General features: G+C 58.0%; 16 protein-coding genes and 1 pseudogene. 3 read left to right on the top strand and 14 right to left on the bottom strand.

Going from position 1 to position 24,381, the window contains the following annotated elements:
- Nucleotides 1-31: 31 nt before the first annotated feature.
- The 8 genes from G5154_RS06485 to G5154_RS06450 form a co-directional block, all read right to left on the bottom strand.
- On the bottom strand, nucleotides 32-523 hold the full coding sequence (locus G5154_RS06485; protein ID WP_064339722.1) for an NUDIX hydrolase: 492 nt from the start codon (nucleotides 521-523) through the stop codon (nucleotides 32-34).
- Nucleotides 523-1,446: a 23S rRNA pseudouridine(2457) synthase RluE gene (rluE, locus tag G5154_RS06480; RefSeq protein ID WP_421263912.1), complete on the bottom strand. Its 924-nt coding sequence runs from the start codon at nucleotides 1,444-1,446 to the stop codon at nucleotides 523-525. Before rluE ends, G5154_RS06485 begins: the two co-directional genes overlap by 1 nt.
- A gap of 104 nt (nucleotides 1,447-1,550) precedes the next feature.
- Nucleotides 1,551-2,318, bottom strand: coding sequence for a PTS sugar transporter subunit IIA (locus tag G5154_RS06475; RefSeq protein WP_201902712.1), 768 nt, complete (start codon nucleotides 2,316-2,318; stop codon nucleotides 1,551-1,553).
- Entirely contained in the window at nucleotides 2,318-2,623 is a 306-nt protein-coding gene (locus G5154_RS06470; RefSeq protein WP_005334611.1) for a PTS fructose transporter subunit IIB, read from the bottom strand. Before G5154_RS06470 ends, G5154_RS06475 begins: the two co-directional genes overlap by 1 nt.
- A gap of 219 nt (nucleotides 2,624-2,842) precedes the next feature.
- Complete coding sequence (uhpT, locus tag G5154_RS06465) at nucleotides 2,843-4,249, bottom strand: hexose-6-phosphate:phosphate antiporter (RefSeq protein WP_005334609.1); 1,407 nt, start codon at nucleotides 4,247-4,249, stop codon at nucleotides 2,843-2,845.
- Between the two features lie 567 nt (nucleotides 4,250-4,816).
- Entirely contained in the window at nucleotides 4,817-6,724 is a 1,908-nt protein-coding gene (locus G5154_RS06460; protein ID WP_421250581.1) for a PTS fructose transporter subunit IIABC, read from the bottom strand.
- Between the two features lie 657 nt (nucleotides 6,725-7,381).
- Complete coding sequence (locus tag G5154_RS06455; RefSeq protein ID WP_421250580.1) at nucleotides 7,382-9,211, bottom strand: AAA family ATPase; 1,830 nt, start codon at nucleotides 9,209-9,211, stop codon at nucleotides 7,382-7,384.
- A gap of 388 nt (nucleotides 9,212-9,599) precedes the next feature.
- The gene (locus tag G5154_RS06450; protein WP_421250579.1) at nucleotides 9,600-9,863 is read right to left on the bottom strand and encodes a hypothetical protein; all 264 of its coding nucleotides are present in this window, start codon (nucleotides 9,861-9,863) and stop codon (nucleotides 9,600-9,602) included.
- 275 nt (nucleotides 9,864-10,138) lie between these two features.
- Between G5154_RS06450 and G5154_RS06445 the strand changes: the two are divergent.
- Nucleotides 10,139-10,411, top strand: a pseudogene (locus G5154_RS06445) (aminotransferase class I/II-fold pyridoxal phosphate-dependent enzyme); the annotation flags it as partial.
- Between the two features lie 83 nt (nucleotides 10,412-10,494).
- Here G5154_RS06445 and G5154_RS06440 read toward each other — a convergent pair.
- Nucleotides 10,495-11,427 carry a LysR family transcriptional regulator gene (locus G5154_RS06440; RefSeq protein ID WP_421250578.1) on the bottom strand — a complete coding sequence of 311 codons (933 nt, stop codon included), beginning with the start codon at nucleotides 11,425-11,427 and terminating at the stop codon, nucleotides 10,495-10,497.
- A 519-nt stretch (nucleotides 11,428-11,946) separates the two neighbouring features.
- Between G5154_RS06440 and G5154_RS06435 the strand changes: the two genes are divergently transcribed.
- Nucleotides 11,947-15,048: a hypothetical protein gene (locus G5154_RS06435; protein WP_421259980.1), complete on the top strand. Its 3,102-nt coding sequence runs from the start codon at nucleotides 11,947-11,949 to the stop codon at nucleotides 15,046-15,048.
- A gap of 96 nt (nucleotides 15,049-15,144) precedes the next feature.
- On the opposite strand, the gene ruvC is transcribed toward G5154_RS06435, so the two are convergent.
- From ruvC to G5154_RS06410, 5 genes are all read right to left on the bottom strand, one after another.
- Nucleotides 15,145-15,666, bottom strand: coding sequence for a crossover junction endodeoxyribonuclease RuvC (gene ruvC / locus G5154_RS06430; protein ID WP_005334512.1), 522 nt, complete (start codon nucleotides 15,664-15,666; stop codon nucleotides 15,145-15,147).
- A 115-nt stretch (nucleotides 15,667-15,781) separates the two neighbouring features.
- Nucleotides 15,782-16,831, bottom strand: a complete 1,050-nt coding sequence (locus G5154_RS06425) for an efflux RND transporter periplasmic adaptor subunit (protein WP_421250577.1) — start codon at nucleotides 16,829-16,831, stop codon at nucleotides 15,782-15,784.
- A gap of 15 nt (nucleotides 16,832-16,846) precedes the next feature.
- Nucleotides 16,847-19,909: an efflux RND transporter permease subunit gene (locus G5154_RS06420; RefSeq protein ID WP_421250576.1), complete on the bottom strand. Its 3,063-nt coding sequence runs from the start codon at nucleotides 19,907-19,909 to the stop codon at nucleotides 16,847-16,849.
- A 166-nt stretch (nucleotides 19,910-20,075) separates the two neighbouring features.
- Nucleotides 20,076-22,415, bottom strand: a complete 2,340-nt coding sequence (locus G5154_RS06415; protein ID WP_421250575.1) for an acyl-CoA dehydrogenase — start codon at nucleotides 22,413-22,415, stop codon at nucleotides 20,076-20,078.
- Nucleotides 22,416-22,463: 48 nt separating this feature from the next.
- On the bottom strand, nucleotides 22,464-23,117 hold the full coding sequence (locus tag G5154_RS06410; protein ID WP_421250574.1) for a TetR/AcrR family transcriptional regulator: 654 nt from the start codon (nucleotides 23,115-23,117) through the stop codon (nucleotides 22,464-22,466).
- A gap of 470 nt (nucleotides 23,118-23,587) precedes the next feature.
- Here G5154_RS06410 and G5154_RS06405 point away from each other — a divergent pair, with 470 nt between their 5' ends.
- A complete protein-coding gene (locus G5154_RS06405; protein ID WP_421250573.1) occupies nucleotides 23,588-24,328 on the top strand; it encodes a phosphatase in 741 nt (246 codons plus the stop codon).
- The last annotated feature ends 53 nt before the right edge of the window (nucleotides 24,329-24,381 follow it).

Raw genomic sequence — 24,381 nt, 5'->3', positions numbered from 1 at the left:
CTTTGTCACCGAAAAAGAGTGTCAAATGGCCTCAGATAAAGGCCTTGAGGGCCGAGAGTGGCAGCCGTGTCCCCGCCAGATAATCCTGAATGCACTGCCATACCAAGGGGCTGCGCAGGGCCGGTTTGCATTCCGCTATTTCTTCCAGAGTGAGCCAGTGGCAAGCCAGCACATCGCCGTCAGGATCCTCTGGATGGTGCTGACCCGGCGCTTTTTCAAGGTCGAAGATGATGGCGGTGCGCACATAGGTGGCCTCGCTGTCGGCCGGTTTGTAGAGATAGGTGCCAAGCCAGGCGGTCGGTGTGGCGGTCAGCCCCGTCTCCTCTTTCAGTTCGCGACAGGCCGCTTCAAGCAGGTTTTCCCCCGGCTCCACATGGCCGGCGGGCTGGTTGAAACGGCGCTGGCCTTTTATCTCCTCTTCCACCACCAGAAAGCGCCCCTGCCACTGCACCAGGGCGGCGACCGTCAGGCGCGCCTCCATGCGGGCGTGGCTGGTGGCCGATTGCTCTGCCTGATTGCTCATCATGACTCCTTGTCGTTGCTATTGGGATTGCCCGCTCGGGCGGGTCTGCGTGCCGTTCCTCGCCCGCTGCTGCGGGTTTTGCCGCCAGTCGGGCTTGAGGTTGAACGCTCGGTTGGGTGAGTGCTGCGGGGACGCTCGTCCCGTCTCGGCTGGCTGGCCCGCCGTGGCGCATCTCCTGCCGGTTTGGCCGGTTTGGCGGTATGAGCGCCTGAACGGGATGAGGAGGGACGAGGGCTGCGGCTGGAGCTCGGCGCCAGCTCGGGGGCGGGCAGGGCGCGGCTCTCGCCGGGTGCCAGACCATCCAGGGTCCAGTCACCGATGGCGTAGCGAATAAGGCGCAAGGTGGGGTGGCCGATATGGGCGGTCATCCGCCGTACCTGCCGGTTGCGCCCCTCGATGATCTTGATCTCCAGCCAGCTGGTGGGGATCTCCTTGCGCTCGCGGATCGGCGGATTGCGCGGCCACACCGCAGGTTCATCCATGATGCGCGCCCCGGCGGGCAGGGTCATGCCGTCATTGAGCTCCACACCGGCGCGCAGGGCGGCCAGTTTCTCCTCGCTCGGGATGCCTTCCACCTGCACCCAATAGGTCTTGGGGGTCTTTTCTCCCGGCTGGGTGAGGCGCGCCTGCAGCTTGCCATCGTTGGTGAGCAGCAACAGCCCCTCGCTGTCGCGGTCAAGCCGGCCTGCGGCATAGATGCCGGGCTCTTTGATGTAATCCTTGAGGGTCTCGCGGCCCGCCTCGTCGGTGAACTGGCAGAGCACCATATAGGGCTTGTTCAGCAGGAGCAATTTGCGATCCGCTGGGGCCAGCTCCGGTTTGCGGGGGGATGCATGGCGGGGTGCGGCTGGTTTGGCCGCCGTGCGCGGGGCGTTATCGCGCGGCGCACGGCTGACAGAGAGACGGGAGCGGGGAGATTTCATCGGATACACACTTCAGACAGACGATGGCAGCGAGTGTACCACAGGGTGCTGAGGGCTGGATGAATGGCTGGCGTTACAGCAAGCAGCGCCCAGAGCCAATTCGCCTAGCTTAGCAGGCTCTCGATCACGATAGCCTGACGGGCGGGGGCCGAGCCCGCCAACAGCAGGGCGTGGCTGACCACATCGTCGATCATCGCCTGCGCCAGTCGGGTGAGGGGCCGCAGGGTCTCCCGTCCGCTACCAATCGGCACCGCCAGCAGAATAATGGTCTGCACCGGCCCGATTTGAGAGCCCCACTCGATGGGCTCCTTGCAATTGAGCAGGGTCAGCGCTGGCTGGCTGATCCCTTCGCTCAATACATGAGGCATGGCAAGGCCGGGGCGGATGATGGTGGCCGAGACCTGCTCGCGCCGCTCCACTGCGGCGGTCAGTGTGGCGCGGTCGGTGATCAGCTCGGTGGGCAGCAGATCGATCAGATGCTCGAGGGCTTCGGCTTTGGTCAGCGGTTCGGGGCTGTGGGCCAGCTGGCGCAGGGCAAAATGGTAGTCGGGCAAGGCGTTTGCCAGTCGCAACTCCGCCAGCGCGGCGGTGCGCGGGCGCACCAGCGGTTGACCCAGCTCCCCGCACCAGCAGGTGAAGGCCATGTGGGCGAGCTCGGCATCGCACCCTTCAATTTGCAACTGGCAGAGATCGCCGGGCTGGGTGGCGAGGGTCAACAGGGAGAGCTGGTTGCTGGCGGCAACGGTCTGGCGCCGGGTGAGGTTGGCACAGCGGATGGTGGATTTGAACATCCCCGCCAGCCGGTTCAACTGCTTGGCCTGGGTGATGCTCAACCCCTGCTGGCAGTAGAAGGTGATTTCGCGGGTCAGCATCAGGCCGGGATCGGCAGGGCCTTGAGTACGGCGTTGGCATCCAGCAGCACGGTTTCCAGTCTCACCTGATGGATGGTGCAGCCGAGGAAGCGCTCTTTCTGCTCAATCTCGATATCGGAAGCAATCAGCACCAGGTCGGCGCTGGCAATATCGCGGGCGGTCAGCATGTTCTCCATGCCCATGGCGCCCTGTGTCTCGACCTTGATCTTGAGTCCCAGCCCAGTGGCGGCTTTTTGCAGGGCATCGGCAGCCATATAGGTATGGGCAATACCGGTCGGGCAAGCGGTGACGGCGACGATCTTCATCTGCTCTCTGTGATGCTGACAAGGGGGAGCAACAAGATAGCGCCAGCGGGGGGCTTTTACCAAAAGCGCATATGAAAAGTGGGATCTTGATGGGGATATGCCTGCCCCTTGAACGGCAGTGCAGGCTCATGCCGGGCCAGTCGGGTGGCTGGTTGCTCCAAACAACAAGGGCCACCCCGGTGGGTGGCCCTGAACAATCTGCGTCTGTTGTTATGGCTATCAGGCGGTCTGGGCGGCCAGTTCGGCGGCTTTCAGTTCGCGCTTGATGCGGCGGATCTTGCGCTCTTCGGCGACCGCGACACAACCCATCAGTACCAGACAGGCGGCGGCTGCGATATCCAGCGCGGCGAAGGTGCCGGTCCAGCCGGTCAGACCGAAGATGGGGGTGCCATCGGCGATCATGCCCAGACCCAGTTTGGCGAAGCTGTCACCGATGAGGTAGGCAAAGGTGCCCTTGACGCCATCAGCCACGCTGATGCCCTGCTTGGGGACGAAGCCTACGGCGGCGACGCCGATCAGCAGTTGCGGACCAAACACCAGGAAGCCTAGGGTGAACAGGGAGCCCAGGAACATAAACTGGGTAGTCGCATGCTGGTAGAGACCCAGGGTGGCGATGATCAGCGCCAGCGCCACGCAGGCAACCAGACCACGACGGCCATTGGCCAGATCGGAGAGGTAACCCCACATCAGGGTGCCGACCAGTGCGCCCACTTCGAAGAAGGTAAAGCCCTGAATAGCCACGTCTTTGGAGAAGCCCAGCTCCTGGTGGGCATAGACGGTGGACCACTGGTCGATACCGATACGCACCACGTAGAGGAAGATGTTGGCAAAGCAGAGCAGCCAGATCACCTTGTTGAGCAGCACGTACTTCACGAAGATCTGCCACTTGGTCAGCTTCTGCTCTTCGGTCGCGATATCCTCTTCGCTCGCCACTTCGTCAAACAGCTCTTCCACCTTGCCAAGGCCATAGGCTTCCGGTGAATCACTACCAAAGCGCAGGCCGATAAAACCGACGATCAGCGCGATGATGGAGGGGAAGATAAACATGCCGAGCACGTTGCCATCGAACAGGTAGTTGGCACCGAACAGCGCCACACCGGCCGCACCGGCACCGCCCACGTTGTGGGAGAGGTTCCACATGCCCAGATAGGTGCCGCGCTTGTTGCGAGGGGTCCACTTGGTGATGGTGGAGTAGCTGCACGAGCCACCACAGCTCTGGAAGAAACCGCTCAGGGCATAGAAGAAGATCATGAAGTAGAGGCTGAAACCGGTGCCGCCCATGCTGGCACTGAAGCCCAGCATGCAGAGCGCGGAGAGGATCAGCATCAGCGGCAGGAACTGCTTGGTGTTCTTGCCGTCGGCATAGTAGGAGACGATGGTCTTGCCCACCCCGTAGGTGATGGAGAAGCCAAGGCCGATCATGCCAAGCTCGGTCATGGAGAGACCGTACTCCTGGATCATGTCATTTTGCGCAATGTTGAAGTTCTTGCGGATCAGATACATGGTCAAATAGCCAATAAATACAACCAGATAAGATTGCATAAACGGCTTGAACCAGAGCTTGCGCCGGGCTTCGACCGGCAGGTCGAGGGTGGGGACCCGGACCTGTTGGAGCAATTTCAACATCTTCGTTCATCCTCTGCGAGATAGACGGTATTTCCGCCGCGCCCCTCATTTGTAGATAGGTTGTTCGAGGTCACGCCACGGAAGGGGGAACGGAACGTCGGGGCTGTCAGCCGTTGCTGCGCTCGACGCTCCATCCATATAAACCCGGGCCCGGCACGGGATGACGGGGCACATTGCCCGTCGCGGTGCGGGTCACGACATCAGGTGGGGTGACTCTAATAAGAGGGGCAAAAAATGGCTTGAGAGCCATCCCTAGTGGGGCTAGGAAATTTTCCTAGTTTTTGCGCTTTCGCGGACAAAGCGTGAGAAACATCACACCGCTGACGCCAGATTGCTGCCATTTCAGCCAGTTTGGCGCTCTGTGTGAGTGCTGGGCTGGGCTGGGCTGGGCTGGGAAGGGTGCCAGGGAAAGGCAAGGGGAGAGGTGAAGGGAGAGTGCTTATCGACCACTATTTCTCGGGGGGCGATTTTGGGAAATACGGCTCGTCAGCCATCCCAAAAAACAAGAGGCCACCCCGTGGGGTGACCTCTTTTTATGCTCTACGAGACGACATGGCGATGGAGGCCTCAGGCCGCCTTGGCCAGAGTTACCTCATCACTCTTTTTGACCCGCAGTTTTTTCAGGGCAACCGCCACCACGCCGGTGACGATGGCACCGCAGATCATGCAGAGCAGGGCCAGCAGCGGCTTGTTGACCGCACCCAGCAGGGCCACGATGGGGCCACCGTGGGCGACGCTGTTGGTGATGCCAAACAGGAAGGCCATCACCGCTGCGGTCATGCTGCCCAGCACGTTGGCCGGGATCACGGCCAGCGGGTCACGGGCGGCGAACGGAATCGCCCCTTCGGAGATCCCCACCAGACCCATGGCACCGGCGGCTTTGCCCGCTTCGATTTCAGAAGCATCGAAGATTCCTAGCTTGCGACCGAGCACGGTCGCCAGCGACATGCCAAGGGGCGCAGCCGGGATGGCGCAGGCCATGGCACCCATAAACTGGGTCTGACCGGAGGCGATCATGCCGACGGAGAAGAGGAAGGCCACCTTGTTGACCGGGCCACCCATATCAAAGCCGGCCATACCCCCCAGCACGATACCCAGCAGCACCAGACTGCCACCGCTCATGGAGAGCAGCATGGCGTTGAGGCCGGTCATCATGTCGGCAATCGGGGCGCCGATAATGAAGATGAATACTGCCGCGATAAAGAGCGACCCGACGATGGGGGCGATCAGGATCGGCACCAGCGGTTGCACCATCTTGTGGTACTGGCGGGTGGCAATCCAGCGCACCAGATAGCCGACCAGCAGGCCCGCAATGATGGCACCGATAAAGCCGGTACCTGCGTCAGCGCCGTAGAAACTGCCGTTATTGGCGATCCAGCCACCGATAAAGCCCGGTGCTAGCGCCGGACGATCACCGATGGCGTAGGCGATATAGCCCGCCAGAATGGGGATCATCAGGGTGAAGGCGGCCACGCCGACGTTGAGGATCTGGTTCCACATGCTCCCTTCCGGGATTTGCATGCCGCTCGGGGTCGGGTTGCCGCCGATGGCCAGTGCCAGCGCAATCAACAGACCGCCGGTCACCACGAACGGGATCATGTGCGATACACCGTTCATCAGGTAGCGATAGAGATCGGAACTGCCGCCCGCGCTCTTCTCCTCACCTTTTTTATCTTCTTTGCCAGCCACATAGGCGGGGGCTTTCAGGGCCTGCTCGATCAGACCCTTGCCATCCTTGATGGGGGCCTTCACGCCGGTCTTGATGAGCGGCTTGCCGTTGAAACGGGCCATATCCACCTGCTTGTCACAGGCGACCACGATGGCGGTGGCGCGGGCGATCTCGTCCGCGGTCGGGCTGTTCTTGACGCCGATGGAGCCGTTGGTCTCCACCTTCACCTCATAACCCAGCTCCTTGGCGGCGCGCTCCAGCGACTCGGCAGCCAGATAGGTGTGGGCGATACCGGCCGGGCAGCCGGTGACACCGATGATAAAGCCCTTGCTGGTGGTCGGGGCCGCGATCTGCTCCTCTTTCTTGGCCAGCAGCAGCGCCAGCGCATCGGCCGGGGTGTTGGCCGCCAGCAGTTTGGCGATAAACCCCTCTTCGATCAGCTTGCCGGAGAGCTCGGCCAGCACCTCGATATGGTGGTTGGCGCCGCCATCGGGGGAGGCGATCATAAAGAAAATGTGGGACGGCTTGCCATCTTCGGCGCCGTACTCGATGCCGTTGCGGCTGATGCCGATGGCGACCGCCGGGTTGCAGACCGCTGTACTCTTGGCGTGGGGCAGGGCCACGCCCTCTTCAAAGCCTGTGTTGCCCAGCTCTTCGCGGGCCCACAGATCCTTGATAAAGGCCTGCTCGTCGCTGACCTTGCCTTGCGACGCCAGCAGGCGGGCCATCTCGGTGAAGACCTCTTCCTTACGCGTCGCTTTCAAATCGAGGTTGATCAGATGTTCATTGATCAAGGTGGTTATCATGGCGCTCTCCCCGCTCCGTTGCCGGAGCCTGTTGGCATGCCGCCCTTGCAGGCCGGCATGCAGACAAAATTGACCCGACTATTATCGCGCCGAGGGAGAGGTCACCCTATCGGACAAATGTGCGAATAACTGGATTTTTGTGCGCCATCACTTTGAGTGTGACCCTGATCGCAAAGCTGAACAGCTGCTGAAATGGGGGCGGATTGAATCGCTCATATTTTTATTGATGATTAAAATCAATTGTTTGTGTTTGTTCGTGGTTCAGCGTTTTGGCCGTGCGGTGAGTTTTTACGCAGTGGATGGGCGCGCTCTTTCTATAAATTTGTGAGGTGAAAAATGGCTGCTGGATGTGAGCCAACGCACAGAAATGGCCTCGCTGGCGGGATGCGAGGGGCGGACGCAGAGGAGGTGCGAGCAGAACAAGCTGGATAAATGGGTTGCACCATCGGTGCCAGACAGCTCACCACAACGGGCAAGAAAAACCACAGCCATTGGCGCACCATAGGGTGCAATAAACAAAGTGAATTGCACCGCTTGTTTGGGCAGGCTGGGTGGTGGCAAAGATAGAGGTGCAATGCGCTGCGCTTATTGCACCCTACTGGATTGATGTTGATTACGCGAATGTCTGAATATGCTTCGCTACCCAAGCCTATGAGCTCATTGGATCGGTTTTAGATGGTCCAAATATGGTGCACATAATTCTAAAAAAATGGTTTTCCAGCGTTCAGGAAGACCATTAAAATCATTGTCCCAATTTTGGGATATATGTTGAAATGCTTTGTATGGTTTTTCACTCGATGGAGCATCATAGCCTAGAAGGTCTTCAATACACTCTTCAATCATAATTCTTCGATCAGCTCCAGTTTCAGCCAAAATAGGTGCATTCATCGCTTCGGCTTTAGCTGTTCCCGCATCTCTATCATGCATAAAAATATATTCAACATCTAATGCATTAAGATACTTGGCTATGGATATCAATACGGCTTTTCCTCTAGCTCTTAAAAATTCACAGTTACCGATAACTCGAGCTTTATCTTCGGGAGATAATCTCTTAATAGTTTCGCGCACAACAACTTCTTCAGTATCGCCTTCAACAAAGACACACTTGTTCGTAAAAAACATTCGAGATATATAATCATCTATCTTGAGTAGCATTTTAAGATTTTGTTTTTCATTGTCTTGAAGGTTTGAAAATGCGCTTTCTAAGTTGAATGAAGTCGTGTCAGTAAATCGGTCTGCATTATAGGAAAATTTAGTTAAGCTCACACTTTTTTCCGTGCCTAGATTAACCATGTATGGTGAGTGAGTTGTTGCTACTATTTGACAGCTTGGCCCGGCTAAATCATAGAGTGAATCTCTTAATTGATTTGCCGCGGAAGGATGCAAATAAATTTCAGGTTCTTCAAAACAAAATATTGTACTTCTTGGATTATCTGCCGTTCTATTTACAAACTCTTGAACAAAGCGTAGCAGTTGAAATGCAGTTGCACGTATCATTCCATGGCCTTGATAAGAAACCTCAGTCTTGACGTTACTTTCTAACTCAACCGAAAATTGAGGTTTTATTGTTTTTTCTGGTTTGTCTAGGGCTGCTGAAACATGAACAGATGAATCTGGAAATAGATTGTGAGCCATTCCATTCAACTCTTCTATGAGCTTGCCAAAGTCAGTTTCTATATCATTTGGGTTGAGCTCTAAAGCCAATCTGTTTAGAAATATTTGTGCTTGTTCGTAGTTTTCAGATGTGGAGCGCACTTGTTCAAATAAATCACCTAAGAGTGAATGTAATGCTCCACTGCTAGATGTAAGTTCTGATACGCAGGATTCAGCAGGAATAATTACAATGCGTGGTAATTTAGATAATACGTTGCCTGGTATTCCACCAGGATTTTCAACCCATTTCGGTTCTTGATTATCTTGAACCTCCCAGTAATCGGTTAGGTCTTCCAGTTTTTCTTGATTAGCTTTTAGGGATATTTTTTTGTCGAAGTTAGTGTCACCAAAAAACTCTCTCAAGAAGTCTGCTGAGAATGTTTCACTAACCAAATCTGATACATTTATTACATTTGAAAAAACATCCTTTGGTTTTTTAGGATATTCTAACATGTAAAATTTGGGTTTTGACTGTTTGATAGACCATACTTTTTTATATACGATACTGTTAGATGTTTCATTTTTTAGTGGTGTATCGACATGAATAACTCGACCTTTAAAACCTATCCACTCCTTCGCGTCATCCGGTAAGTTGTGATATCGGGCGATAATTTCTATTTCTTCTGCATACTCATAGAGCTCTTGCTCATCGTTGTATGTCTTTGAATAGTCTTCTCGTATGGCGTTACCAGCACTATGTAATAGTTTAATTGCAGAGAATACACTGGATTTACCTGCATTATTAGCACCTATTAAAAATGTTGAATCTCTAAAATGAATGGTGCAATCTCTAAGCTTCCTAAAATTCTTAATGCTTATTTCATGTAATCTCATATAGTTACCGTCATTGAGATGATGTGATAATTAAATGTAAAAATAAAATTTTTTGTCGAGAGATAATGATTAATTCGGAATGATATATAAATTATGAATACTATTTATCTCTTCTTTTTAAGACCAATTTTCACTATTTGTAGACTATGGTCTCTACTCTGCAGCAGTAATTCGTCCATATAAAATGGTGGCCAAACAGCTTGATGCATAAACCTAGGTAGGCCGGTTTCCAACTGAGGCATATTAATCTCGATTAAAATTGAATGAAACCATGACAGGGCAAAAACCTGCCAGAGATCAATAAATTACTCATTAAGTGGGTGTTATCTGTCCGCCTGGCGCTGTGAGTGCAAGCTGAGCTTCACCTCTTGCCGGGTACTACCGCCACTCAATACTCCAGAAACTTCTCCCCGCAGCGTTCGCAAATTAGATGTTTTACATGGGTGGTCTGGTAGGCCAGTGTTTCACCAAACGCCCAGTTGGTGATGCTGCTGGAAGTAAAGGCTTGCCAGAAGGCTTTGCGCGGATCCTTGGGCATGATGTCCTGGCAGTGATCGCGGGCGACCAGCACCACGATATGACGGGTACGCTCCCTGCATTTGTCACAGCGATGGATTTCAGTTGGCGGATTCTGGTCGTGCGGGTTGCTCATAAAGGGGCTCGTGAAGAGATGCGGGCGCCCATCATATTCCTCTCCACTTGACTCTCAATCTCTCCTTGCCAGCGCAGTGAGCAGGCTCACATTTTGCGCCCCCTCTTTGTTATTTGCCCGCGCGCCGCAGCCGTGTGCCTCTGGTCGATGCTCGCTTTTGCGGTTTGCTGGTGAGCCGTGATGATATGGCGGGTGGGGCGAGCTCGGGTTGCTGCATCTGGGTCAGCATCCGCCTTGCCGTCTGACGACCGATTTCACGGGCCGCCTATCTGCAGCGGCTCAACGCGGCTTTCCCCGCCATCGACTATCGGGTGCCCGAGGGAACCTATCTCGCCTGGATTGATTTGAACGGCCTTGGCATCGACTCCACCGAACGGATGGATGCGCTGCAAGCTTTGCTGGTGGAGAAATACCGGGTCGCCATCATGCGCGGCGACACCTACGGCCCAGAAGGCACAGGCTATATCCGCCTCAACGTCGGCTGCCCTCGCTCGAAAGTAGATCAAGGACTCGACGCCCTGATCGGCGCGCTGGGGGAGGTGGGGTAAGGGTTGGGATATCTGGCTGGATGAGCTGTTGATTCATCCAGCCGGTGACCTTGATAGAGGCGTTCGGCTCGGTTATTGCGGGCTCAGAAGGTGGCGATCAAGGGGCTATTGCAAGTGACCTGAGCCTGAAGGTCCTGGCACAACATCTGAATGTGGGGCTCATCGATCTTCTCGCGAGGGATATAAATACCGATAGTCCCCTTGTTGTACTCTTCGCCCATATTCAGCTGGCCAATACCGAATCGGGAAAAATAACCAGCCATGCTCACCGGATAAGGCATGACAGCATTGCTGTTATTGACAATATCAATGCTGGTGAGCAGGGAGTTGCTGCTATAAATGATTTTGTCATTTAACTTCATGGCGGCGCGTTCCTGCTTTTTTCTCGCCAAATCATCGACCAGATGCAGATATTTATCCTCATCCGGCGTCACCAGCAGGCTGGGATAATCGACCAGGTCCTGCTTGCTGCATATTTTCCCTGTGAGGGGATGGCCCGCTCTGACAAATACCCCATCGTGAGAAATAAATAGCGGGATAAATATCAGGCTGTAATTTTTGGCCAGCCCGTGAATTTCATGTCCGAGAAACAGATCGATATGATTGCCCAACAGCAGATCGAGCAGACGCAGATGGTTGCCGACTTCAATATTGATGGCGCAGGATGGGTTGGCCTGCTGATAGCGGGCGGTGACAGGCTGCAATACCGGTTGCCACCATGCATGTCCGGTGCCCACGTTTAGCGGTCGTGCGGTGCGCTCGCGCAGGGTGGCCAGCTGCCTGAGGGTATCATCGTAGATCCGCTGCATCATGCGCGCCTGCTCCAGCAGCAGCTCTCCAGCAGCGGTGAGCGTCACGCCGCCCGCGTGCCTGACCAGCAAGGTCGTTTCCAGACTCTCCTCAAGTTTTTTCATGTTGTGTGTCAGCGTCGGCTGGCTGAGTCCCATTTGCCTGGCGGCCAGACTGACATTTTTGTGGGTGGCTACTGCAATAAATTGTCTTAGATGCTTGTCCACGAATATGGCGTCCGGTCATGGGCGGGTGGTGCGCCAAGCTAGTGTAATCACCATGGGCTGTCAAATAATCCTCTTCGCTGACAGGCTATTTTATGTGGCTCCCTTCACGTTGTTTTCAATACATTTTTGCCACCTGATAGCCGGTTTGGTGCTGGGGATCACGTAATTTCATCTGGTTATAGATGTTATCTATGCCTATTGGGTTGCAGTCTATTTTTCTGGTGAATGTTGACCACGTAGACTGGCAAAAACAGTTTTACTCAATGCTGTTTCAATAACAAAACAAAAAAGTAACGAAGGGAATATATGAAAATTCGTCCATTGGCATTATCCGTGGCGTTATGCTGCGGCGGGGTTCTTTTGTCCGGTTGTAACGACAGCTCATCCAGCGGCAACGATAACGGGGCCAAACCCGAGGTGAAGGCGCCCTGGAATTTTGATCTCTATATGGTCGGTGAGTTTAGCGGCTGGGGTCGTGAGGAGAAGTTCAAACTGACCTTCAAGGATGGTGTCTATCGTCTGGACAACCTGAAAATGAACTCGGGTATGTCCCCGTTCAAAGTGGCTGGCCCCGAGTGGACCAAATATCCCGATTTCTCTGCGGATTCCCGCAAGGAGACCAGCATCTTCCCCGGTCAGGTCTATCCCATGTACTACCAGAACAACGGGCAGAACAACCGTCTGGTGGTGACGGAAAAGGGGCTGCTCGACATTCAGGTCAAGGTGACCAATGCCGATCTGGCTGCACCGGCCATCGAGTTTTCCATGGTGCGTGATGACCCCAATTACAGCGAGAGTCTCTATCTGAAAGGGATTGATGGCAATCTGGAGCCTGTCCTGCAGATGGTCTATCAGGGGGACAAGCAGTATGTGATGGTGGCCAAGCTGACGGCGGGTGAGCACAAGATTAAGATCGCCTCCGCGCAGGAGGGGATCGGCTTTGGGCTCAATGGCGTCATTGCATTGAACAACCCGGTCAAGATGCAGCGCTGCGATGCTCAGTGCCAGCTGGCAACCGTGCGGGTAGAGCAGGAGGGGTATTACAAGTTCCTGCTGGATGCCAGCCAGGATGAGAATGCTCCTCTGTTGCAGGTCAGCGTTGCAGGCGATAGTGATTTGGGCATGATCAATCCCCATGAAGGGCATGAGCTGATCGAGAAGCGTGAGTATGAGACCTATAAGCCCGGAGTGACGGAAACGGCCACCTTCTCGGTCAAGCGGGCCAGTGACGAGTATCGTAGCTATGCGCAGTCGACCACTCAGGAGTTGCGTGATCCGGGTGATAGCTTTACTACCTATCAGGAGCAAGCGGATCTGCCCCGCCTGCGCTCCGGCAACATGGTCTTTGATGCCCTGTTTGCGCTGGCTACCCACGAGATGCGCCAGAACAGCGTGGCGCAGGTCAAGGATGGCAGTTACAACGGGGGTCAGGCGATCCCGTGCGACTGTTTTGAAACCGGCGCCAAGTGGCATTACGTCTGGACGCGGGATCTCTCCTACGCCACCGATCTGGGGCTGGGGGCGCTTGATCCTCAGCGTGCGCGTAACTCCCTGCGATTCAAGCTCTCGGATTTCAGAGCCGAGCTGAAAAGCGATCTGGACAATTTGATCCCGCAAGGACGCCAGATCATCCAGGATACCGGTACCGGGGGCAGCTGGCCCATCAGTACCGACCGCATGAGCTGGGCCCTGGGGGCCGAGCGGGTGCTGGCCGCCCTGCCTGATGCCGAGCGCAGTGCGTTCTTGCCCGAGGTCTTTGAAGGACTGAGCAACACCATAGAGAGTGATCGTCTGGCCGCCTTCGATAGCGCAGATGGTCTCTATGTCGGCGAGCAATCCTTCCTCGATTGGCGCGACCAGACCTATGCCAAGTGGATCACCGCCGATATCGCTCACATCGGCATGAGCAAATCTCTCTCCACCAACGTGACCCACTATCAGGGGTTGCTGCTGGCCGCGCGGGTGGCGGGCGAGCTGGGGCACGATGAGCTGGCGATCCGCTATAACCAGTGGGCGGGAGATCTGAAACTGGCGATTAATCGCGCTTTCTGGCTGGCGGACGAGAAGATGTATGCCAGCCTGATCAACACCACTACCGATCAGAGCCCGGCCTACAAGTTCGATCTATTGGGGGAATCCCTCGCCATTCTGGCCGGTGTTGCCGATGAGGCGCAGGCCAAAGAGATCATCAGTCGCTATCCCATGGGCCCTTATGGTGCGCCGGTCTACTTCCCGCAGCAACCCGATATGCCGGTTTACCATAACCGCGCCATTTGGCCCTTTGTCTCCGCCTACGGGCTGAAGGCGGCGGCCATGGTGCAGAACGTTGCCGTGGTCGATCACCATATCGACTCCCTGATGCGCGGTGCCGCGCTGAACCTATCCAACATGGAGAACCTCGAGTGGCTCTCCGGCCAGCCCTCCCTGATGGATCTGACCCATCCCGATTTGACGGGACCGGTGATCAACTCCCAGCGCCAGCTCTGGTCTGTCGGGGGCTACCTTGGCATGGTGACCGACACCACCTTCGGCTACAAGGTGGAAGAGGGGGGGATCCGGATCAAGCCGTTTGTCACCGCTCACTTGCACAAGCTGATGGGGGCCAAGCCCGAGGCTGCACTCAAGGGATTGAACTATCGTGGCAAGCAGATTGACATAGTGCTGCAACTGCCGGAGCTGGGCGGGGAGGGCAGTTACTATCCGGTGCAGAGCGTGACGCTCAATGGCGTTCCGGTGGGGGAGCAGATAAGTGAAAATATGCTGGCCCCTGGCAACCGGATTGAGGTGACGCTCGGTGCCGCCGTGGCTGATGATCAGGAGATCCGCCTGATCAAGGATGTGGCGCCGCTGGATGTCGAGAACCGGCTGGTGTTTGCACCGACCGAGCCGACCCTGCTCGGGGTTAGCGAGCAGAGTGGCAAGCTGGTTGTTGCCCTGCAGGATAGTGTCAACAAGGGGGCGCTCAGCTACAACATCTATCGGGATGGCAAGCAGGTGGCCTCCGGGCTGGATCGGGCGACCAGCTGGGTCGACGACATGGTGTTACAGCCGGGCCAGGCCTATTGCTACAGTGCCGAGGCGGTCTATCCGGAGTCTGGCAACCGCTCCCATCATGCCAAGCCGGTTTGCTATCAGCCTGCGCTGCAACATATCGCCATCGATGCGGCCAACGTCTCCCATACCGGCAGCGTGAGCGCCGCCGATGGGGCCATTCCCGTCCCTTACCTCAAGGATTGGGGCCGCCCCGACGACAGCCTGCTGGTGCAGGGGGTCAAGCTGGATGGCAAGCGTACTATTCGTTTGCAATACAGCAATGCCCAGCATGCCATCAATCTGGGGGTGACCAACGGGGTGAAACGGATCTCGGTGCTTAGTGGTGGCAAGGTTGTCGCCAGCGGCATGGTGCAGATGCCCCATGTGATGAAAGAGGGCGACCTCAAACCGTTGCGTGACTCGACGCCGTTCGTGGTGGATCTGCCCGCCGGAGAGTATGACATTCGGGTGAGCGATTTTTACAACATGAGTTACCTGAAGGCGAACGACACCTACAACGATGCAGGCGGTCAAAAGGGGGCGGTCAATCTGATCGATCTCGCCAGCATCACCGTCTCGGCTCGCTAGGTAGCCAAACAAAACGGCCAAGCAAAACCGCCCCGGAGGTCCGGGGCGGTTTTTTATTTGGTGATACCGAGACGAGTCGTCTGGGTGGGCAGGGGCTCAGCGATAGCGGCCACGTACCGAGCTGCTGGCGCGGCCGGCCATCTTGATCAGGCTCTGGCGGGTGTGCAGGTGGCAGAGCGCGACGCCGAGGGCATCTGCTGCATCCGCCTGCGGGGTGGCGGAGAGTTTCAGCAGATGGGTCACCATATGCTGCACCTGCTCCTTGGCGGCGCCACCGGTGCCCACCACTGCCTGCTTGATCTGGGTGGCAGAGTATTCGCTCACCGGCAGATAGGCGTTGACCGCGGCGACGATGGCGCTGCCCCGGGCCTGTCCCAGTTTCAGGGCCGAGTCGGCGTTGCGGGCCATAAAGACCCGCTCGATGGCAAATTCGGTGGGTTTGAACTGGGTGATGATCTCGCATACCCCGTCATAGACCTGCTTGAGGCGCTCCGGCAGCTCGCCGCAATCGGTGCGGATGCAGCCAGAGCCCAAGTATTCGGCCTTGCCGCCCACGACCCGGATAACCCCGTATCCGGTGATCCGCGAACCCGGATCGATGCCCAAAATAATGCTCATGGGTGTTGATTGCTCTAAACGCGAGTGATGGCCGCCAAGATAGCAAACTGTGGCCCGTTTGGCTGTATGTCCCGGGTCAAGCGGGCAAAGATTGGCCAGCTTGCGTCGGGCCTGGTTAGCCCTTGAACAGCGCTATGGTGTCGCCATCCTGCAGGCTGCCTGCGCCACGCACCACCACCCGATCCCCCTGCTTGAGGGCGCCGCTCACCGCAACTTGCTGGCTGTCGCCAAACAGCACGGTGACCGGCACCCGATTCACCTTGAGCGCCTTGCCGCTTCGCGCCACCTGATAGACCACGCTGCCATCGGTGCCGAGCACCAGAGCGTCCCGGGGCAGCAGCATGCTCTGCTGATCCCCCAGTGGCAGGGCAACCCGTACCGGCGAGCCGATGATAAAGGTGCCCGCTTCCGGTTTGAGGCGCAACTCGATGAGGCGCGACTTGGGATCGGCGCTGGCGGCTCGCTGGTAATAGACGCCGTGACCGCTCAGCTGCTCCCCCTCCACCCGTAGCCGGGTTTGCGGCGCCAGCTGCTGGGCCCAGAGAATGGGGGCTTGCAGGCGGATATCCGGCTGATCCGGATTGACCAGTTCCAGCGCCTGCTCGCCCGCGTCCACATGCTCGCCGGGCTGGATGAAGTGGTTGTTCACCACTCCGTCGAACGGGGCATAGATGTGGCTGCGGCGCAGCTGTTCTTCAATCTGGTTTACCTGTATGGCGGCCAGTCGCTCGGCCAGCGCGGCCTGCTCCACATCGTAGCTGGCCTTGTCGTACTGGCTCTGGGAGGCGCTCTTTTGCTGGTGCAGTCGGGTGATCCGTTGGGATTCGGCGCGAGCGAAGCGCAAGTTGCTCTGCCATTTCGCCTGCTCGGCGCAGGCCAGCTCCAGCGAGAGGCGCAGCGCTGCGCTGTCGAGGCGCAGCAGCTCGTCCCCTTTTTTGACCCGGCTGCCAAATTCGGCGATCCACTCCACCCGGCCGCTCACTTCGGCACTGAGCGCAGCTTGCTGGCGACTCGCCACCGTGCCGCTGACCCAGATATTGGCGGCCGCATCCCCTCGGGTCACATCCGCCAGGGTCACCATCTTGCCCTGATCGGCCAATACCGGTAGCGCACTGCCTGCAATCAGTGCAGCGCCAGCCAACATTCGGGTAATCATATGTGTCATTGATGAGCTCCTTGCTCAGGCCCGCTGGCGCAGGGGTTGTGGGATCGCCACCTGCTCCCCGAGACGCAGGAAGGCAGGCAACAGGATCAGGGTAAACAGGGTGCTGCAACTCATGCCGCCAACAATGACGGTGGCGAGCCCGCGGTAAATTTCGCTCCCCTCGCTCGGGCTCAGCATCAGCGGCAGCATGCCGAAGATGCTGGTGAGGCTGGTCATGGCGATGGGGCGCATCCGGCTTTGCAAGGCATCAGCTACCGCCAGCTGACGGCTCATACCGTCCCGTTCGGCGGTGCGGGTCTGATGCACCAGCAGGATGGCGTTGTTGACCACCAGTCCCAGCAGGATGACAAAGCCGATGATGGTGAGCAGGTCCATAGGCAGCGGCACCAGCAGCCCGCTCAGTTGCAGCGCCAGCACGCCGCCAACCGAGGCAAGGGGCAGGGTGAGCAGCACCAGCAGGGCATCCTTGATGGAGGCAAACACCCCCCACAGCAGCACCAGCAGGATCACCACGGCGAACAGGAAGATGGTCCCCAGATTGTCGAGTGCCTGTTGCAGGCTGTCGGCATTGCCGGCAATGCGCAGCTCGCCACCGGCGGGCAGCAGGGGGCGGATGGCGGCAAAACTGCGGTTTTTCAGGGTGTCGATCACCTGCTCCATGGTCATGCCCGCCGGGGGCGCTATCTGCAGGATGATGCTGCGACGCCCATCGGCCCGGAAGATACTGGCCGGGCCCATGTCGTGCTCCACCCGCAGCAGCTCGCCAAGGGGGACGATGCGCCCGGAGGGGGTGGCCAGCGGCACTGCCTTCAGTTCGTCCGGATTGGCGGAGCTCTGCCCCATCAGCATGATGTCGAGCCGATCCTCGCCGTCGAAATACTCGCCAACCCGCAAGCCGTCGCCAAAGGTCTGGATGATGGTGGGCAGGGGCGTGCGATCCCAACCCACTTCGGCGAGACGCCGATCTTGCGGCACCAGTTTGAGCTCGGGGGCGGTGAAGTCGAGACTCGGTTCGGGCCGGATCTGTGCTCCCGGCAGGTCCTTGCTGAGGATCCCCATGCTGGCTCGGGCCGCCAGATAGAGCTCGGGCAGGTTGCCTCCCTGCAGCAGCAGGGAGACGCCGTTCTCGCTGTCAAAGCCGCCAAACAGCGACCCCTGACCGCCGAACACCCGGGTGTCGGGAATACCCACCAGCAGCTGTTTCATCAACAGGCTCTCCAGCTCCTTGATGCGGGTCTCGTCCTTGGGTCGCACGCCAATCTGGGCGCCCCCCGGGTAGCGCAAGATGTAGTAGTTCTTGAGGGCAGGCTCTTTCTCCCCCTTCATGTAGGGGGCGAGGCGGGCTATCAGGGTATCGATCACCTCTTCGCGCTGGGCCTTGAGGTTGACCCCGGGGGTGAAGTTCATCCAGACATCCACCGCGTCCCGTTTCACGTCCGGCAGATAGTCCATCTTCGGCAGCAGCGCCCAGGTGGCCAAGGCCGGCAGGCTCATCATCAGGGTGATGACCGTCCAGCGCTGGCGTGAGGTCGAGGTCCAGCGGATCACATGACGAGTGGTGCGCTGCCACAGCGACTCATAGGGATCGGTCAGTGTTTCATGTCCCATCCAGCGCGCAGCCACCGCAGGCAGCACGATGACGGCGACCAGCATGGAGACCGTCACGGCGCAGGCGATGGTGAGCGCCAGATCGGCAAACAGCTGACCCTCCACATCGTTGAGCAGCAGCACCGGCAGGAAGATGGCGACCGTGGTGAGGGTGGAGGCGACCAGCGCCGTCCACACCTGACGGGTACCTTCGAGCGCCGCCTCTGCCTTGCTCAAATCCCCCCGCTCGTGGCGCCGGTAGATGCTCTCCAGCACCACGATGGCGGCGTCGAGCACCATGCCGACGGCAAAGGCGATGCCCGCCAGCGAGATGATATTGAGGGTGCGATCCATCACCTTGAGCAGACAGAAGGTGAGCATGATGCTGATGGGGATGGCGAGGGCAATCATCAGGGTCGCCTTGAGCCGGCGCAGGAAGAGCCAGAGGATGGCACAGGAGAGCAGCACCCCGAGCCCCAGGTTGGCAGTGACCATGCTGATGGCGCGATTGATGTAGAGGGAGGCATCGAACGACTGCTCCATGTGCAGCCCGACCGGTTCCAGCACCTCGCGGTTAAGCTCGTTCACCCGGGCCTTGATCGCCTCAAGGGAGGCCAGGGCATTGGCACCGCTCTCCTTGAAGATCTGGGTGGCGATGGCGGTATTGCCGTTCTGGATCCGCAGCACCGGGTTCTCTTCCCGGGCCACCCTTACTTCTGCTACATCCCGCAGATAGATGGGCAGGCCATCGCGCCAGTCCACCACCTTGTCCCCCAGCGACTCGACATCGTAACGACCGGCGAAGCGCAGCTTGTACTCCCAGCGACCGATGTCGAGGGTACCGGCCGACACGTCCCAGCCGGTGGTGGCCCGGCTGGCCAGCACCGGGATCTCCACCCCCAGCTCTGCGGCGCGGTAGGGGTCGAAGCGGATCTGGATCTGGCGCTCGTTGATCCCCTCGACTGCGACTGTCGAGACCCCTTCGATGCGCTCCAGCTCGGGTTTGACCCGCGCCTCGATCAGCGCCTGATGATCATCGATCACCCCTTTGGCACCGGGCAACTGCTGGATGAAGAAGAAGGTGAGGGTATCGTTGCTGCTGTAGTTGTTGACGTAGGGGCCGCCGATCTTGTCCGGCAATCCCGAGACCCGGTTCAATCGCGAAATCACATCGAGTTGGGCCCGTTGCATGTCGGTGCCGAGGGCAAACTCCATGTCGATTTCGGTAAAGCCGGGATAGCTTTTGCTGACAAGGCTCTTGAGCCCTTGCACCCCCTGCATCTCCTGCTCGATGGGGTCGGTGATCTCCGACTCCATCTCTTGCGGCGAGGCTGAACGCCAGCTCACCGAGATGTTGAGGTGTGGACGGTCGATGTCGGGGAACAGCTGGATCGGCAGTCCCCGGATGCTGAGCAGGCCCAGCAGGAAAATCAGCACGATCGAGACCGCCACCCAGATGGGGCGTTCGATCGCCGTTTTGGCGAGGTTCATTCACTCTTCCTGAGTTGTTGTTATCGGCCATTCCGCTGGCCTTGCTTCCAAAGCCCCTGCAACAGGGACTCAAGCATTTAACTGGAATTCTCCCGGCTTGTAAATGCATGGTTAACAAACAAAAAACCGGCCACAAGGGCCGGTTTGGTACTGGTTTGCCAGGGGATCAGGCGGCGTGCTCGACCTTGTTTGGCTGCTTGTTTGCTTGCTGGGAGAAGCCTTCCAGCTCGCCCGGGGCGAAGTTGTCTACCTGGATCGCTTCGTAGCGCAGGGCATCGGCGGCCAGCAGCTTGTCCGCTTCGTCCTTGCTCAGGATGGAACCGGCCAGCGCGGCGGCAACCAACTCCGGCAGCGCCAGTTTGCGGGGCAGTTTGCCCTCTTTCTGGGCCTGCACCAGCTTCTTCTCGTAGGGCTGCACAGCGACCATGGCCTGGAAGGCGCGCTCCATCAGGCCGACCGGATCCGTCTCGTCCTTGCCGACGTAGCACAGCGCCGTCAGACGGTCGCGGAATTCGCCCGGCTTCATCATGGCCAGACAGATGGCGTGGCAGCGGTCGTCGGCCGGCATCTTGTAACCGACACCGAACGGGAATACCACGCGCTTGAGTACGGCACCCACCACCTTGTTCGGGAAGTTCTGGAAAAAGCCCTCGAACGCCTTGCCAATCAGGTAGAGGTTGCGCTCCACCGCGTACTGCACGAACGGCAGATCGGAGACCATACGGCCCTGATCCTCGTAGTGCTTGAGGGTGGCGGAGGCCAGATAGAGGTGGCTCAGCACGTCACCCAGACGGGCGGAGATCATCTCCTTGCGCTTGAGATCGCCACCCAGCATCAGCATGGAGACGTCGGCGCACAGTGCCAGCCCTTTACTCATGCGAGACAACTGCTTGTAGTAACGGGCGGTTTCGCCGGCCACCGGCGCGCTGTTGAATTGACCCAGAGTCAACCCCTGGAACAGGGAACCGAAGAAGTTGCCGGCGCCAAAGGCGATGTGTTTCATCAGCAGGGTGTCAAACTTCTCGAGACCGCGCTCCACGTCGGTATCAGCCGCCGCTTCCAGCTCGGCAAAGACGTACGGGTGGCAGCGGGTGGCCCCTTGCCCGAAGATCATCAGGTTGCGGGTCAGGATGTTGGCCCCTTCCACCGTGATGGCGACCGGAATCCCCATGTAGGCGTAGCCGGTGTAGTTTTTCGGGCCCAGCTGGATGGCACGACCGGCGTGGATGTCCATGGAGTCATCCATGATCTGGCGCGCCATCTCGGTCATGTGGTACTTGGAAATCGCAGTGACGATGGCCGGCGCCTGACCCAGGTCCAGGGAACCGGCGGTCATGCGACGGGCCCCTTCGAGCTGATAGGTGAGGCCGCCGATACGGGCCAGCGCCTCTTGAACACCTTCAAACTTGCCGATGGACATGCCGAACTGCTTGCGCACATAGGAGTAGGCGCCCACGGTGCGGCTCGCCATGTGACCGCAAGCGGTGCCCAGAGCAGGCAGCGAGATGCCGCGACCGGCGGAGAGGCACTCCACCAGCATACGCCAGCCGCGACCGGCGTAATCCGGGCCGCCGATGATCCAGTCGAGCGGAATGAACACATCCTTGCCGAAGGTCGGGCCGTTCATGAACGCCAGACCCATGGGGTAGTGGCGATCGCCAACGCGCACACCCGGGTGGCTGGTGGGGATAAGCGCGCAGGTGATACCGAGCTCTTCCTTGTCACCCAGCAGCTTTTCCGGGTCATAGAGTTTGAACGCCAGCCCCAGCACGGTGGCTCGTGGCGCCAGGGTGATGTAGCGCTTGTTCCAGTTGAGGCGAATACCCAGCACCTCTTCACCCTTGTGCATCCCCTTGCAGACGATCCCCTTGTCAGGAATGGCGCCGGCATCGGAGCCCGCTTCCGGACCGGTCAGGGCGAAGCAGGGCACCTCTTTGCCACTGGCCAGCCCCGGCAGCCAGAAATCTTTCTGGGCCTGGGTGCCATAGTGCATCAGCAGCTCGCCCGGGCCGAGGGAGTTGGGCACCATGACGGTGACCGCCACGCTCAGGCTCTTGGTGGCGATGCGGGTGACGATAGTGGAGTTGGCAATCGCCGAGAACTCGCGGCCGCCATAGGATTTCGGGATGATCAGGGAGAAGAAGCCTTCCTTCTTCAGATAGTCCCAGACCGGCTCCGGCAGGTCTTTGGTCTCGTTGACGATCTTGAAGTCATCAACCATGGCGAGCAGGGTTTCGACCTGATTGTCGATAAAGGCCTGCTCCTCGGCGGTCAGCTCGGCCTTGCCGTAGCCGTGCAGCTTTTTCCAGTCGGGGTTGCCGCGAAACAACTCGCCATCCCACCAGACGGAGCCGGCTTCCATGGCCTCCCGCTCGGTGGCCGACAAGGGCGGCAATATCTTCTTGAAGATGCCGAACACAGGACGGGTTACCCACTGTTTGCGCAGTGAGGGGACGCCGAGCACAACGGCAATCGCCAGCACCAGCAGGATAAGCAATGTGATCATACCGAAGTTCCTTCTATTTCACTGTTTCCGTTGATTTATTGTTGGTTGTTACACGGCCAGGGAGAGCCTGGTCGACTCCACTGGCGCCCCGACTCCGGACGCCAGATAAGGAATGACGTTGCGAACCAGCCCCTCGACATCGAGCTGCTGGCCAAAATCGGCCAGGGCGATGTCGCGCAGCGCATCGGCAGAGGCCATGGTGAAGACGACGGTGCCCAGGGTGAAGTGCAGGCGCCAGAAGAGATCCGCTGGCGACAGGGCCGGGTTGGCTTTGGAGATGGCCTGGGTGATCCGCTGCAAAATGGGGCCATAGTGGGCGGTGATAAAGCGGCGCAGGTGACCCTGGCTATCGATATAGCCGCGCCCCAGCAGCTGCATGAAGATGGCCGGGCCATTGGCCCGCACCGCCGAGAGCTTCATCAGCGGTTCGACAAAGCTTTCAAACAGTTGCAGCAGGGCCAGCTGCTCTTGCTCCATCAGCACCCGCAGGCGGGCATCTAGATCAGGCATAAACAGACTCAGATAGCGGTCGAGCACCGCCTGGATCAGCTCCTTCTTGGAGCCGAAGTGATAGTTCACCGACGCCAGATTGACGTCGGCCTCACTGGTGATCAGACGCAAAGAGGTATCGGCGAATCCCCGCTCGGCAAACAGCACTTCAGCGGCGTCGAGAATACGGTTTTTGGTATCGATTTTACTCACAGGACACCTCACTTAAACGAATGTTTAAAAAGTACGTTTCATAACGTGAAGTGTCAAGAGAATGTGAATGAGTGTTAGCGGAATGTTTTTTGTTAAAAGGGGCAAAAAGATTGGAACTAACTCCACAGCAGGAGACTCTATATCAATGCCACTGCAATTAAACATTAAGTCTCGCCCAACCTGCTTCTTGCTAGTTGGGCATTTTTTTGCCCTGTTGACAGCGATGTGGTGGCAAACAGGTAAAAAAAACCGCCGCAAGGCGCGACGGTGGGGAAAATGAGTTCGTGTCATCCTGACGACAAACTGTCGATGCGAGTTCAGGCGTGTATCGACGGGGGCAGTATGCCAGTCAGGGCCCCTCAGACTATGTCAGTTCCTCGGTATTTTGTGACAAAGTGTGGCAAGTGCCGGCGTGGCCCAATTCCCCCTACTTTGTTATGCTGCCCCTTCAAGATATGAGGGGAGAGAAGATGAAGTACCCGGTCGATACCCACACTCACACCATTGCCAGCACTCACGCCTACAGCACCATCCACGACTATCTGCCCATCGCCAGGGCCAAGGGGATCAAGCTGTTTGCCACCACGGATCACGGGCCCGAGATGGCCGATGCCCCTCATGTCTGGCATTTTGCCAACTTGCCGATCTTGCCAAGAGTGGTGGACGGGGTGGGGATCCTGCGGGGTATCGAGGCCAACATCAAAAACCTGGAGGGGGAGATCGATTTTCCCGAGCGCTATGAGTCGCGCCTCGACATGATCATGGCGGGTTTTCATGAACAGGTATTCCCTCCCTGCGATCGGGCCACTCACACCCAGGCAATGATCAACGCCATCAAGAGCGGCCGGGTCGACATGATCAGTCACCCGGGCAACCCCGCATTTCCCATCGACATTCAGGCGGTGGTAAAGGCGGCTGCGGACTATCGGGTGGCGCTGGAGATCAACAACTCCTCCTTCATTCACTCGCGCCCGGGGAGTGAAGGCAACTGCCGCGCCATCGTGGAAGCTGCGCGAGATCTGGGGGCTTACCTCACCTTCGGCTCCGATTCCCACGTGGCATTTACCCTTGGTGATTTTGACCACTGTCACCGTCTGGTGACCGAAGCCGGCTTCCCGCAAGAGCGGATCCTGGTGCGCGCCCCCCGCGTCCTGCTCGATTTCCTCGAAAGCCGCGGCCGGGCCCATATCCCCGAGTTTGCCGACTTGTAAATCGGGCTCTAATACCATGAGCCAATTCATAAAATCGAGTTGGCTCGATTGAC

This window comes from Aeromonas sp. 600527, from assembly GCF_049175415.1.
GTDB lineage: Bacteria > Pseudomonadota > Gammaproteobacteria > Enterobacterales > Aeromonadaceae > Aeromonas > Aeromonas veronii_A.
The sequence above is the reverse complement of the archived record's forward strand: the minus strand, read 5'-3'. Positions and strand labels throughout refer to the sequence as shown.